We start from the raw sequence: 13,390 nt of genomic DNA, 5'->3' as shown, positions 1-13,390 counted from the left end.
CAAAAAGCTTTAGAAGAAAATAAAATTAAAATGCCACTTCAGGCTGCGGCAGAATATTTTATAGACAGCTGGTTCGAAAATCATTTCAAAGAAGAAAAACTTCTGACTTTAAAAGACAATTATGTTCTAGTTGAAATGTCTTATCAAAATGCTCCTTTAAATATTTATAAAACTATTTTTGAGATTCAATTAGCAGGTTATATTCCTGTTTTGGCACATCCTGAACGTTATGTTTTTTATCACAATGCGTTTTCTGAATACGAAAAATTAAAAAATGCGGGGTGTGTTTTTCAACTAAATTTACTTTCTACTGTAGATTATTATGGCTCTAAAATCGGGAAAATTGCTGACGAACTTTTAGCGAAAGGAATGTACACTTTTTGCGGAACCGATGTTCATCATAAAAAACACATCGAAGCTTTTGACGAAAAAGTAAAAATTAAAAATATTGATTCTTTAAAAGAGATTATCGCTAACAATCAATTCTTTAAATTCTAAAAAAGTTTAGTAAGCGTTTTCCTCACCTTTAAAAATATTGATAACAGTTTTTACGATAATCTTTATATCAAGCAAAAAGCTCCAGTTTTCGATGTACCAAATATCGTATTCTACTCTATTTTCCATATCGCTTAGAACTTTTGTTTCGCCTCTAAAACCATTTACTTGCGCCCAACCCGTAATTCCAGGTTTTGCGTATTGACGCACCAAATAATTATTGATTAAATCACTGTATTCTTTGGCAAGATTAACCATATGCGGTCTTGGCCCAACAACCGACATGTCTCCAAAAAAGACATTAAAAAACTGAGGCAGTTCGTCGATACTAGTTTTACGAATAAAACCACCAAATCTAGTTATACGACTATCTCCTTTTTGTGCCTGTTTATTATGAGCAAGACCATTTATATACATGCTTCTAAATTTAAGACATGTAAAAGATCGATTATCTCTACCCGATCTTTCTTGTTTAAAAAACACAGGACCAGGCGATTCTAGTTTTATAATTATCATAATAATTGGAAACAGCCAAGGAAAAACCAGCAAGATTACCAAACCTGAAAAACAAATATCAAAAATCTTTTTGAGAAGTCTGTTTGAAGCAAATTCCAGAGGTTCTGGACGAAACATTAAAACAGGTGTGTTTTCATAAAACGCAACCTCTACTTTACTTGCTTTTGTATACAGCTGAAAATCTGGAATAAATTTAATACGAACCATGTTCTGCTCACAAATTTTGGTTAGTTCGTTAATGATTTCAATGTTGTCAATATGCAATGCCACATACATTTCATCTACTTCATTCTCGTTCAAAAATGCTTTAATATCTTCAAAATCTCCGATAATCAAATTGGGATCAACAATTTTCTGATCCTTTTTTTCGTCAAAAAATCCTAAAAAACGATATCCGTAAGTCAAGTCTTTCGCTAGTACTTTTCGAATTTTTTCTCCAGACTCGTTTACCCCAACAACAATAAAGGTTTTAAAATTATATCCTTGCGCTCGAACATATTTTAAAAGTTTCATTGAAAAATATCGGGAAAACATCAGCAATCCAAAAAATATCAGGTAGAAATAAAACAAACGAAGTCTTGAAATATCATTATATTTTAGGTAAACAACAAATATTGAAACCAAAGCGGCGTGAATTGAAATCTTTTTGATAGTTCTCCACAATATCGATTCTATTGGTTCTACCCTAACACTTCGATTAGAGTCTTTTTGAAGCAATAATGCCACCCAAATCAAAATGGCTACAAGCGAAATGGTTTTTTCGTCTTTAGACAATAATTTATCCAAATTTCCAAATCTTGCCAATGCGGAAAGTATAGTTGCGAGATTCAACAAAACAATATCGACTACTACAAACAAAAGTTTGTAATAACGTGAAATTCGATAGTGCGATAATTTTTGTAGAATTTTCATGTCGGGGGCTTGATTTTATCCTAAAGAATAAAAAAGACTTTTATGCAAAATAACACTTAAATTATATTTTTTTTATACTTATTTCATTCTATTATTTAAAACTTTACTTTTATCTTATGCAGACTTAACATTGCACTCATGCTAAAAATTGTTTTTTTCTTTTTAACAATCACCTCTTCGGTTTACGCCCAAATTTCTGGTTGCACAGATCCACAGGCAGAGAATTACAGTTTGTCATCTAAACAAAATAATGGAAGTTGCACCTACAAAAAATTGAAACTCACACCAGAATATTCTTTTCGGTTAAGTGATTCTATTAAAGAAACTTCGGGATTAATTGCTTTTGAAAATTTACTTTGGACACACAACGACGATCATGACACGACAATTTATGGTTTAGATACTTTAGGGAAAATCAAAAGGAAAATAATTCTTTCCGAAACCGTAAATCACGATTGGGAAGAAATCGCACAAGACAGTACGCATATTTACATTGGAGATTTTGGAAATAATTATGCTGGAAATAGAACCGATTTAAGAATTCTTAAAATCGAAAAAAAATCTTTTCTAGAAGAAAATCCAAAAATAGAAACCATTTCATTTACTTATTCTGATCAAACTGATTTTTCTCCTTCAAAACCAAACAAAACCGATTTTGATTGCGAAGCTTTTATTATTTCCAAAGACAGCATTTACTTGTTTACCAAACAATGGAAAACGTCTAAAACTACTATTTATGCACTTTCAAAAGAATCTGGATCTCAAATTGCAAAATTAAAATCGACATTAGACACAAAAGGTTTGGTTACTGGCGCCACCTATTTGGAGAACAAAAAACTAGTTGTTTTGTGTGGCTACACTAAAGTTGGAAAACCTTTTTTTTATCTGCTTTACGATTTTAAAAATCAGGATTTCTTGTCTGGAAATAAAAGAAGAATCGATTTAAGACTTCCTTTTCATCAAGTAGAAGGAATTGCAACAAAAGACGGACTTCATTATTTTATTACCAACGAATCTCTCGTTCGAAAACCTATTTTAAACAATCCGCAACAAATTCATTATTTTGATTTGAGCTCAGTTTTAAATCAATACATCAATCCTCAGAAATAGTTTTGTTTTTCGCACCCATTATTAGAAGCCATAAACAAGTTCCAATTTCTCCAAGACTTGCAGGAAGTCTTATATAAGATGATATTCCGAGTTCAGAATAATTAGGGAATAATGTATTTCCAAAGAAATTGATCAAATAACCCAAACAGCCAAGCATTAATAATATTCCGAAAAATTTGGGAATTACTCCTGATTTGAAAATTAAATACCCAAGCGGAAAAAGCCAAAGTCCCCAAAATACTTGAACAATTAAATTTCCGTAATCATATTGGTTTAGATAAAACATAACTTGTTTTGCATCTTCCTGATGAGAACCAATTATAGAAAGCACAGCAAATTTATTCTGCATGTTTACAAAAGAAATTGGTACGCTTACAACTGCCAAAACAACCATATAAATCGAGTATGTTTTATTGACTGTTTTTAATAATCGATACAAAACCAAAGGCAGAAACAAGAAAAATGTATAACAGATTAAACCGCTTACGATACCAAGCCTGAAAAGAGATTCATGATTTACAATATTACTAAAAGTTATATCAGCATGATTCCAGACAATTAGCAGAGAAGGAACATATCCTAAACTAAAAATTCCAGTTAACACAATTACTAAATACAACAAACCTGCAACTCTTCCTGTATTTCTAAACGATAATTTTGATTCTTGATTCATAAACTTTATCTTTTAAAATTTAAATCTGTCTTGGCCATTTTAACGCTGTCCAAAATATTGTAGCTGTGAGTATGCTTTCTATGAATGCCATAAAAACGTAAAAACTCCACCACGGAGCAATTGTTGTGAAAGCAATTAAAAGCATTATAACCGTATAAACAATTCCGAAAATCATATTGAGCCAACGGTTTAATTTTGGTTTCAAAATAACCGATCCAAAAATCATCAATGCTGGAATGGTCATTAAAATTGCTGCTAGAAATAATTTCATTGGAGAATCAAGAAGCGTCTCTCCGCTTATAAAATCTTCTACTTTCTTAGGCACATAAAGCGAGAAATAATCTCCATATACATAACAAAACATTACTGAAGTCCATAATGCCGCAAGTTTGATTTTGGTATTAATTTTAAAATCTTCGAAACCACTTATATTTATTTGTTTCTCGCTCATGTTTAAGGGATTAAATTTTAAATATGACGAACCTAGTTTTAAAATGTTACAATCCTTTTTTACAATCAACTTCTTTTATGATTTTATAAAACCTTGGAAAACACATTCAAAAGCAGTTTTTTTCTCTAATTCAAAAAGCTATCTTTGCGCATTATTATTAGAATTTTAATTAATAGATACTGATATTTCAGTTAAAAATCTTCATGAATTACTTATCTGTAGAAAATATATCGAAGTCATTTGGCGAAAGAGTCCTTTTTGACAACATTTCTTTTGGAATCAATAAAGATCAAAAAATCGCTTTTATTGCAAAAAATGGTTCAGGAAAAACAACCATTATGAGCATTATTAATGGTTTGGAAGAACCAGACACTGGACAAGTTGTTTTAAGAAAAGGAATTAGAATGGCATTTCTATCTCAAGACAACAACCTTCAAGATGAACTTACGATTGAAGAAAGCATTTTCGCTTCAGACAATGAAACGCTTAAAGTTATTGAAGCTTACGAAAAGGCTTTAGAAAATCCTTCTGACGAAGAAGCTTACCAAAAAGCTTTTGATGCTATGGATCAGCATAATGCGTGGGATTTTGAAACGCAATACAAACAGATTTTATTTAAGTTAAAACTAGAAGATTTTAAGCTTAAAGTTAAAAACCTTTCTGGAGGACAAAAAAAACGTCTTTCATTAGCAATAATTCTAATCAATCGCCCAGATTTATTGATTCTAGATGAGCCAACCAACCACTTAGATCTTGAAATGATCGAATGGCTTGAAAGTTATTTTGCAAAAGAAAACATTACGTTGTTTATGGTAACGCACGACCGTTTCTTTTTGGAACGCGTTTGTAATGAAATTATAGAATTAGACAACGGAAAATTATACCAATACAAAGGAAACTATTCGTATTACTTACAGAAAAAAGAAGAAAGAATTACTTCTGAAAATGCCAGTATTGACAAAGCTAAAAACCTTTTTGTAAAAGAATTAGAATGGATGCGCCGTCAGCCAAAAGCGAGAACGACTAAATCGAAATCGCGTCAGGATGACTTTTACATTATTAAAGAAAAAGCACAAAGCCGACGTAAAGAAAATAAAGTTGAACTTGAGATAAATATGGAAAGAATGGGAAGCAAAATTATTGAGCTTCACAAACTTTCTAAAAAATTTAAAGATCGTGTTATTCTAGATAATTTCAGTTTTGATTTCCAACGTGGAGAAAGAATCGGAATTATTGGTAAAAACGGAACTGGAAAATCGACTTTCTTAAATCTTTTGACAGGAACAATTCCGCCAGATAGCGGACGTGTTGTAAAAGGAGACACTATCAAAATTGGTTATTATACACAATCTGGAATTAATCCAAAACCGGGACAGCGCGTTATTGATATTATAAAAGAATACGGAGAATATATTCCGTTGACAAAAGGAAAGATTATTTCCGCATCGCAATTATTAGAGCGTTTTCTTTTTGATGCTAAAAAACAATATGATTATGTTGAAAAATTAAGCGGTGGAGAATTAAAACGTTTATACTTGTGTACGGTTCTAATTCAGAATCCAAACTTCTTAATTCTCGATGAGCCAACAAACGATTTGGATATCGTGACTTTGAACGTTCTTGAAAGCTTCCTTTTAGATTATCCTGGATGTTTATTGGTGGTTTCTCACGACCGTTATTTTATGGATAAAATTGTCGATCATTTATTTGTTTTTAGAGGACAAGGAGAAATCGAAAATTTTCCTGGAAACTATTCTGACTTTAGAGCATATGAGGACAGTGCAGATGTTGCCCAAAAAGAAGAAAACAAAGCCGAAAAGAAAGATTGGAAACAAAATAATCCAACAGGAAATTTAAGTTTTAACGAGCAAAAAGAATATCAGAAAATCGAAAGAGAAATTAAAGATCTTGAGGCTGAAAAAGCTAAAATCGAACAATTATTCTCTGACGGAAAAGTTGCCGACGCTGATATTGAGAAAAAAGCAAACGAACTTCAAAACATTATCAGTAAGATTGATGCAAAGGAAGAACGCTGGTTTGAACTTTCTGCTAAAATTGAAGGATAATTTGTTGCATAGAGATTCGCAAAAAAAATCGCAGAGCTACGCAAAGTTTTTTTTGTGAATCTTTGAGCTTTCTTTTGCGAATCTTTGCGAAACAAAAATTATCTTTCGCTTTATTAAATATTAAAAAAATACCCTAAATGAAAAAATTATTAGCTGCCGTATTTACCTTAACATTATTTATCTCTTGCAACAGCACAGAAAAAGACACACCTGTTACTCCTCCAAAAGATTATAGTGCAGAGAATGACAAAGAAATCACAGATTATCTGACTAAAAATAATTTGACTGCAACAAAAAGTACTACAGGTCTGTATTATATAATTAACGAGCCAGGAACAGGCGCGCAACCAACCGCTACTTCAAAAGTAACCGTTGCATACAAAGGTTATTTTACCAACGGAAGCCTATTTGACAAAAGTACAGATAGCGGATTGACTTTTCCTCTTAATGAAGTTATTAAAGGTTGGACAGAAGGAATTACTTATTTTAAAGAAGGAGGAAGCGGAGTTCTTCTTATTCCTGCACATTTAGGTTACGGAAGTTCTCCTCGTCCTGGAATACCAGCTGGATCAGTACTTCTTTTCGACGTAAAATTGATTAAAGTAAACTAACATCCAATAGCTAAATTTCTAGATGTTCTTTCAAATTAAATCTTATCTAACTTTTCTTTGGCATTCTAAAAACGAACATGCAGTGCATTCGCCATTTGTTTTCAGCCTGTTAACTAAATGCTTTTATGATAAGAAACCTAAACCAGAATACGCCATTCTTAAAAAGTATAGAAAAACGCTTTTAGAGAATAAAAATTTCATTGAAGTAACAGATTTTGGTGCAGGTTCAAGAGTTTTTAAATCAAATAGAAGACAGATTTCTAAAATCGCACAAACAGCAGGAATTTCGCCAAAACGTGCAGAATTATTATTTAGAATTACGAATTATTTCCAGCCAAAAAATATCCTCGAAATAGGAACATCTTTAGGTTTAGCGAGTTCAGCTATTGCATTGGGAAGCAAAGAATCTTTTTTGCTTAGTCTTGAGGGTTGTCAAAATACACAATCAGTCGCGGAAAATTTATTTAATCAACAATTTCCAGATTTTAACTTTGACTTTGTGAATTCAGAATTTAGCAAATTCTTAAAAGATCGCTCCGCAAATATCTGTGATTGGGATTTAATATATTTCGACGGAAATCATTCTAAAAAAGCAACTTTAGAATATTTTGAACTTTTATTGCCAACAATCAATAATGATTCTGTTTGGATTTTTGATGATATTCATTGGTCAGAAGATATGGAAGAAGCTTGGAAAATGATTAAAAATCACCCAAAAGTAAAAGTCACAATTGATACCTATCAATGGGGATTTGTATTCTTTAGAAGAGAACAACCGAAAGAGCATTTTATAATTAGAGCATAAAAAAAGACGATCAGAAATGATCGTCTTTTTTACTAATTCAAAATTTTTAAATTTTATTTTTTTGCTTCTTTATTTTCTTCAGATTTAGCTCCCATTCTGTTTATCTTATACATTGGTGCAAATTTAATTTTCAAACCAGCAATTTTTCGGTTATCCTCAGATGTCAGACCTTCTTTTTCAACTGTATTTTTACGGCTATCAAGAGCTTCGTACATTAATTTAATTTCATCCCAGTCTTCTCTAGAATATTTGTCTTTATTATTTTCTACAGTATGAACAAACTGCTGATAAACGCTATGAATATTTTGGGCGTTAACCCAGCTAAAACTCATATCATCACCAATTCTTCCTGCACCAAACAAAGCATCTCTTAACTGTTGTTTCGGACTAGGAGCTGGAGGGGCAAATTGGGCGGTCATTTCATTTTTAAATTCCTCGTATTTAATTTTACTTGCATTTATTTTCTCTGTTGCTGCAGCATTGTCTTTTATGTCTGCTAATGCCGCTTGCGCTTCTTGAGATCTTCTATCGTACTCTGCTTCTACACTTTTCCAATTGTCTTTCAAATCGGCAGCAGCTACATTTTTAACAGAGTCAACATATACAACGTAGTTATCTACTGTTTTTTGAGCTTTTTCTTGTTTCTCGTCTTTACACGATGTTAACCCTAATACTAATAATGCAATTCCTGTAGCTATTTTGATATTTTTCATAATCTTGATTATTTAATTAATTGATTAATCAAATTTACTAAACACAAGACGTAATAAATTACATTATTATCATGTTTTTAAAATTAAAAATATCTTAAATCTATAAAATTAACAAAATAATGACAATTATATAAAAACAATTCAAAAACATATAACTCATTTCTATTTAAAAAACATATTCTTTTAAAACTTTATTTCTGAAAGCGTTTTTGTAACAAAAACCAATTCTCAACTACTTATAATTTTTATTGAAAAGTGTTTTGTACTTTTAAATCCAAAATTGTAAAAGGAAATGGCTGAACCATTAATTAAAATAACCGACATTAGACGAAATTTTATTTTGGGCAATGAAACGGTTTATGTTTTAAAAGGAATAAATCTAGAAATACAAAAAGGCGAATATGTTGCTTTAATGGGACCTTCTGGATCTGGAAAATCAACATTAATGAATTTATTAGGCTGTTTGGACACGCCAACCTCTGGACGTTATATTTTAAACGGAAAAGATGTCAGTCAAATGAAAGATGATGAATTGGCAGAAATTAGAAACAAAGAAATTGGTTTCGTTTTTCAGACATTCAACCTTTTGCCTAGAACTACTGCTTTAGATAATGTTGCATTACCAATGATTTATGCCGGTTACGGCAAATCTGAAAGAATTGCGCGTGCCACCGAAGTTTTAAAACAAGTTAATTTGGCCGACAGAATGGATCACCAGCCGAATCAGCTTTCTGGAGGACAACGCCAGCGTGTTGCCGTTGCAAGAGCTTTAGTCAATAAACCTTCGATCATTCTTGCCGATGAACCAACAGGAAACTTAGACAGTAAAACTTCTGTAGAAATCATGAAACTTTTTGGAGATATTCACGCACAAGGAAACACCGTAATTCTTGTAACTCACGAAGAAGACATCGCGGCTTATGCACATAGAATTATTCGTTTGAGAGACGGTTTAATTGAAAGCGACACAAGAAAATCTGTTTAACCGTTTATTTGGTTAATCGTTTAATCGCAAAAAGAGAAAACTTAGAATCTTAGTATCTCAGAAACTTAGCATCTTTAAAAAAAATGAAAGTATATACCAAAACAGGCGATAAAGGCACAACGGCACTTTTTGGAGGAACCCGTGTACCAAAAGATCATATCAGAATTGACAGTTACGGAACTGTTGATGAGTTAAATTCTTATATAGGGTTAATCCGTGATCAGGAAATGGATTCGCATTATAAAACGATTTTAATCGAAATTCAAGACCGACTTTTTACTGTTGGTGCCATTTTGGCAACTCCAGAGGAAAAAGAAGTTTTGAAAAACGGAAAACTTCGCTTAGAAAATCTTGGAATAATTGATTCGGATATTGAATTGCTCGAAAACGAAATAGACAAAATGGACCAAAGCCTTCCGCCAATGACTCATTTTGTTTTACCAGGAGGCCATCCAACTGTGTCACATTGTCATATAGCACGCTGTATTTGTCGCAGAGCAGAACGTTTAGCCGTGCATTTAAGTCATAATGAACACGTTCCTGAAATAGCAATTACGTACTTAAACCGACTTTCTGACTACCTTTTTGTCTTGGCACGAAAGTTGTCCTCAGACTTAAAAGCGGAGGAAGTGAAATGGATACCCAGAAAATAAATCTTCTGGAAATTCCAAATTTTTGAAATCCCAAATTCCTAGGAAAAAGTAAAAATCCAGGAATTTAAATTACATAGAAAAATTCTGAAACTAGGCGCTATAACTGTCTTTTTTGGAGTTTGGAATTTAAAAATTGGAATTTAGCAATTGACGTTCTTAAATTTTATTAAAATAAATCAAAATTTACTTGTCTTTTTCAGTAAAAAATTTATTTTTGCACAAACTAAACAGATAACAGATGTATTGGACATTAGAATTAGCATCTTATTTAAGTGATGCGCCATGGCCTGCTAACAAAGACGAACTTATAGACTACGCTATTAGAGCTGGTGCTCCATTAGAAGTAGTAGAAAACCTTCAATCAATCGAAGATGAGGGTGAGATATATGAATCAATGGAAGAAATTTGGCCTGATTATCCAACAGACGAAGATTATCTTTGGAATGAGGATGAATATTAAAAAATAAACCAAAGAAAAAAGTCTCTCATCATAGAGACTTTTTTTTTGGTTCAAATACATATTATATAATAAAGAAATACAATAAATCATGAGTTTCATAAACAGTATTATTAAAGTCTTTGTCGGCGATAAGTCGCAAAAAGATGTCAAAGCTTTACAACCTTACTTAAACAAAATTAAAACATTCGAAGCTCCTTTAATGAGTCTATCAAACGACGAATTAAGAGGAAGAACCGTTTATTTTAAAGATAGAATTAAAGAAGCTAGAGCTGATAAAGATGCTAAAATTGCTTCTTTGAAAGCAGAAGTAGAAAACATCGAAGACATCGATAAAAGAGAAGACATTTATGATGCAATAGACGCTCTTGAAAAAGAGGCTTATGAAATCTCTGAAAAAACTTTATTGGAAATTCTTCCAGAAGCGTTTTCTGTAGTAAAAGAAACGGCTCGTCGTTTTAAAGAAAACTCTCATATAGAGGTAACTGCAACTGCAAAAGACCGCGAATTCTCAGCAACAAAATCGTACATTGCTATTGATGGCGAAAAAGCGATCTGGGCAAACAAATGGAATGCTGCTGGAAAAGATATCACTTGGGACATGATTCACTACGATGTTCAGTTAATTGGTGGTATGGTTTTGCACGAAGGTAAAGTTGCCGAAATGCAAACGGGAGAAGGTAAAACTTTGGTTGCTACACTTCCTCTTTACTTAAATGCTTTAACTGGAAACGGAGTTCACTTAGTAACAGTGAATGACTACTTAGCAAAACGTGATAGTACGTGGAAAGCTCCTTTATTCGAATTCCACGGTTTATCTGTAGATTGTATCGACAATCACCAGCCAAGTACAGAACAAAGAAAGAAAGCTTACGACGCTGATATCACTTACGGAACTAACAATGAGTTTGGTTTTGACTACTTAAGAGATAACATGGCGCACTCTCCAAGCGATTTAGTGCAGAGAAAACACAATTTTGCAATTGTCGACGAGGTTGACTCTGTATTAATTGATGATGCTAGAACGCCGCTTATCATTTCTGGACCGGTTCCTCAGGGAGATCGTCACGAATTCAACGAATTGAAACCAAAAATTGAAAACTTAGTTGCACAACAACGACAGTTAGCAAATGGTTTCTTAGCTGAAGCTAAAAAATTAATCAAAGAAGGTAATACTAAAGATGGAGGTTTCCAATTATTAAGAGCTTACAGAAGTTTACCTAAAAATAAAGCATTAATTAAATTTTTAAGTGAAGAAGGAATTAAACAATTGCTTCAAAAAACTGAAAATCAATACATGCAAGATAACAATCGCGAAATGCACAAAGTTGACGAAGCTTTGTATTTTGTGATTGAAGAGAAAAACAATCAAGTAGAATTGACAGATAACGGTATTAAATACCTTTCTGGAGATACTGATGCAGATTTCTTCGTTTTACCAGACATTGGAACAGAAATCGCTGCAATTGAAAAACAAAAATTAGACAAAGACGCTGAAGCGGAAGCTAAAGAAAGATTATTCCAAGATTTTGGTGTAAAAAGCGAGCGTATTCATACTCTTACTCAGCTTTTAAAAGCTTATGCTTTATTCGAAAAAGACGTAGAGTACGTTATCATGGACAACAAAATTATGATTGTCGATGAGCAAACAGGTCGTATCATGGACGGACGTCGTTACTCTGACGGTCTTCACCAAGCGATTGAAGCTAAAGAAAATGTAAAAATCGAAGCTGCAACTCAAACTTTCGCAACTGTAACATTACAGAATTACTTCAGAATGTACAACAAACTGGCTGGTATGACTGGTACAGCTGTTACAGAAGCAGGAGAGTTATGGCAGATCTACAAATTAGATGTTGTTGAAATTCCAACTAACCGCGGAATTGCAAGAATTGATAAAGAAGATTACATCTACAAAACTACACGTGAGAAATTCAACGCTGTAATCGAAGACGTTACAGAATTATCACAAGCTGGAAGACCTGTTCTTATTGGAACAACTTCTGTTGAGATTTCAGAATTATTAAGCCGTATGCTTAAAATGAGAGGAATCACCCACAACGTATTGAATGCTAAAATGCACAAGCAAGAAGCACAAATCGTTGAAGAAGCTGGTAAAGCTGGAGTTGTAACTATTGCAACAAACATGGCTGGTCGTGGTACCGATATTAAATTATCTCCAGAAGTAAAAGCTGCCGGAGGTTTAGCAATCGTTGGTACAGAGCGTCATGATTCACGTCGTGTAGACAGACAGTTACGTGGTCGTTCTGGTCGTCAAGGAGATCCAGGAAGTTCTCAGTTCTACGTTTCTCTTGAAGATAACTTAATGCGTTTATTCGGTTCTGAAAGAGTTGCGAAAGTAATGGACAGAATGGGATTGAAAGAAGGTGAAGTTATCCAACATTCAATGATGACTAAATCTATCGAACGTGCACAGAAAAAAGTAGAAGAAAACAACTTTGGTGTTCGTAAGCGTTTATTAGAATATGATGACGTAATGAACTCTCAACGTGAAGTAGTTTACAAACGTCGTCGTCACGCATTGTTCGGAGAGCGTTTGAAACTGGATATTGCTAATATGCTTTATGATACTTGCGAATTAATTGTAAGCAACAATAAAGTGACAAATGATTTCAAAGGATATGAGTTTGATTTAATTCGTTATTTCGGAATCACATCTCCAATTTCTGAAGCTGATTTCACAAAATTATCAGATATCGAAATTACTGGAAAAGTATACAAAGAAGCTTTAGCATTCTATACTGAAAAAACAGAAAGAAGTGCAAGAGAAGCTTTCCCAATTATAAAAGGAGTTTACGAAGAACCAAACAACCATTTCGAAAGAATTGTAGTTCCATTTACAGACGGAATCAAAACTTTGAATGTTGTAACTGACTTGAAAAAAGCTTACGACAGCGAAGGTGCTCAATTGATTGCTGATTT

At 32.9% G+C, this 13,390-nt stretch carries 13 protein-coding genes; 9 read left to right on the top strand and 4 right to left on the bottom strand.

What is annotated here, in order from left to right; translation table 11 throughout:
- The coding region (locus tag B3J44_RS09720; protein WP_286968179.1) for a CpsB/CapC family capsule biosynthesis tyrosine phosphatase at positions 1-498 on the top strand (498 nt) is incomplete at its 5' end.
- A 6-nt stretch (positions 499-504) separates the two neighbouring features.
- Here B3J44_RS09720 and B3J44_RS09715 read toward each other — a convergent pair.
- Positions 505-1,923 (bottom strand): undecaprenyl-phosphate glucose phosphotransferase, encoded by a 1,419-nt coding sequence (locus tag B3J44_RS09715; protein WP_286968178.1) that lies wholly within the window; start codon positions 1,921-1,923, stop codon positions 505-507.
- Positions 1,924-2,061: 138 nt separating this feature from the next.
- On the opposite strand from B3J44_RS09715, the gene B3J44_RS09710 reads away from it, so the two are divergent.
- A complete protein-coding gene (locus tag B3J44_RS09710; protein ID WP_286968177.1) occupies positions 2,062-3,033 on the top strand; it encodes a T9SS C-terminal target domain-containing protein in 972 nt (323 codons plus the stop codon).
- Here B3J44_RS09710 and B3J44_RS09705 read toward each other — a convergent pair.
- Together B3J44_RS09705 and B3J44_RS09700 are read right to left on the bottom strand one after the other, a co-directional pair.
- Complete coding sequence (locus tag B3J44_RS09705; protein ID WP_286968176.1) at positions 3,017-3,706, bottom strand: DUF4386 domain-containing protein; 690 nt, start codon at positions 3,704-3,706, stop codon at positions 3,017-3,019. The two genes, B3J44_RS09710 and B3J44_RS09705, sit on opposite strands and share 17 nt — an antisense overlap.
- A 19-nt stretch (positions 3,707-3,725) precedes the next feature.
- Positions 3,726-4,157 carry a DUF6326 family protein gene (locus tag B3J44_RS09700; protein ID WP_286968175.1) on the bottom strand — a complete coding sequence of 144 codons (432 nt, stop codon included), beginning with the start codon at positions 4,155-4,157 and terminating at the stop codon, positions 3,726-3,728.
- 203 nt (positions 4,158-4,360) lie between these two features.
- Between B3J44_RS09700 and B3J44_RS09695 the strand changes: the two genes are divergently transcribed.
- The 3 genes from B3J44_RS09695 (at position 4,361) to B3J44_RS09685 (ending at position 7,639) form a co-directional block, all read left to right on the top strand.
- Positions 4,361-6,223, top strand: coding sequence for an ABC-F family ATP-binding cassette domain-containing protein (locus B3J44_RS09695; protein WP_286968173.1), 1,863 nt, complete (start codon positions 4,361-4,363; stop codon positions 6,221-6,223).
- Between the two features lie 137 nt (positions 6,224-6,360).
- Entirely contained in the window at positions 6,361-6,834 is a 474-nt protein-coding gene (locus B3J44_RS09690; protein WP_286968171.1) for an FKBP-type peptidyl-prolyl cis-trans isomerase, read from the top strand.
- Positions 6,835-6,856: 22 nt separating this feature from the next.
- Positions 6,857-7,639, top strand: a complete 783-nt coding sequence (locus tag B3J44_RS09685; protein WP_286968169.1) for an O-methyltransferase — start codon at positions 6,857-6,859, stop codon at positions 7,637-7,639.
- Positions 7,640-7,692: 53 nt separating this feature from the next.
- Here the strand turns inward: B3J44_RS09685 and B3J44_RS09680 are convergent, their stop codons facing one another.
- Complete coding sequence (locus B3J44_RS09680) at positions 7,693-8,352, bottom strand: DUF6565 domain-containing protein (RefSeq protein ID WP_286968166.1); 660 nt, start codon at positions 8,350-8,352, stop codon at positions 7,693-7,695.
- Between the two features lie 292 nt (positions 8,353-8,644).
- On the opposite strand from B3J44_RS09680, the gene B3J44_RS09675 reads away from it, so the two are divergent.
- From B3J44_RS09675 to secA, 4 genes are all read left to right on the top strand, one after another.
- On the top strand, positions 8,645-9,337 hold the full coding sequence (locus tag B3J44_RS09675; RefSeq protein ID WP_198858331.1) for an ABC transporter ATP-binding protein: 693 nt from the start codon (positions 8,645-8,647) through the stop codon (positions 9,335-9,337).
- A gap of 83 nt (positions 9,338-9,420) precedes the next feature.
- The gene (locus B3J44_RS09670) at positions 9,421-9,990 is read left to right on the top strand and encodes a cob(I)yrinic acid a,c-diamide adenosyltransferase (protein ID WP_286968164.1); all 570 of its coding nucleotides are present in this window, start codon (positions 9,421-9,423) and stop codon (positions 9,988-9,990) included.
- Positions 9,991-10,228: 238 nt separating this feature from the next.
- Positions 10,229-10,450 (top strand): DUF2795 domain-containing protein, encoded by a 222-nt coding sequence (locus tag B3J44_RS09665; protein WP_007138072.1) that lies wholly within the window; start codon positions 10,229-10,231, stop codon positions 10,448-10,450.
- 88 nt (positions 10,451-10,538) lie between these two features.
- A partial coding sequence (gene secA / locus B3J44_RS09660) for a preprotein translocase subunit SecA (RefSeq protein WP_286968095.1) occupies positions 10,539-13,390 on the top strand: 2,852 nt, incomplete at its 3' end.

This window comes from Flavobacterium sp. UBA4854, from assembly GCF_002399805.1.
GTDB classification, from domain to species: domain Bacteria; phylum Bacteroidota; class Bacteroidia; order Flavobacteriales; family Flavobacteriaceae; genus Flavobacterium; species Flavobacterium ginsengisoli.
This window is presented reverse-complemented; position numbering and strand designations above follow the sequence as displayed.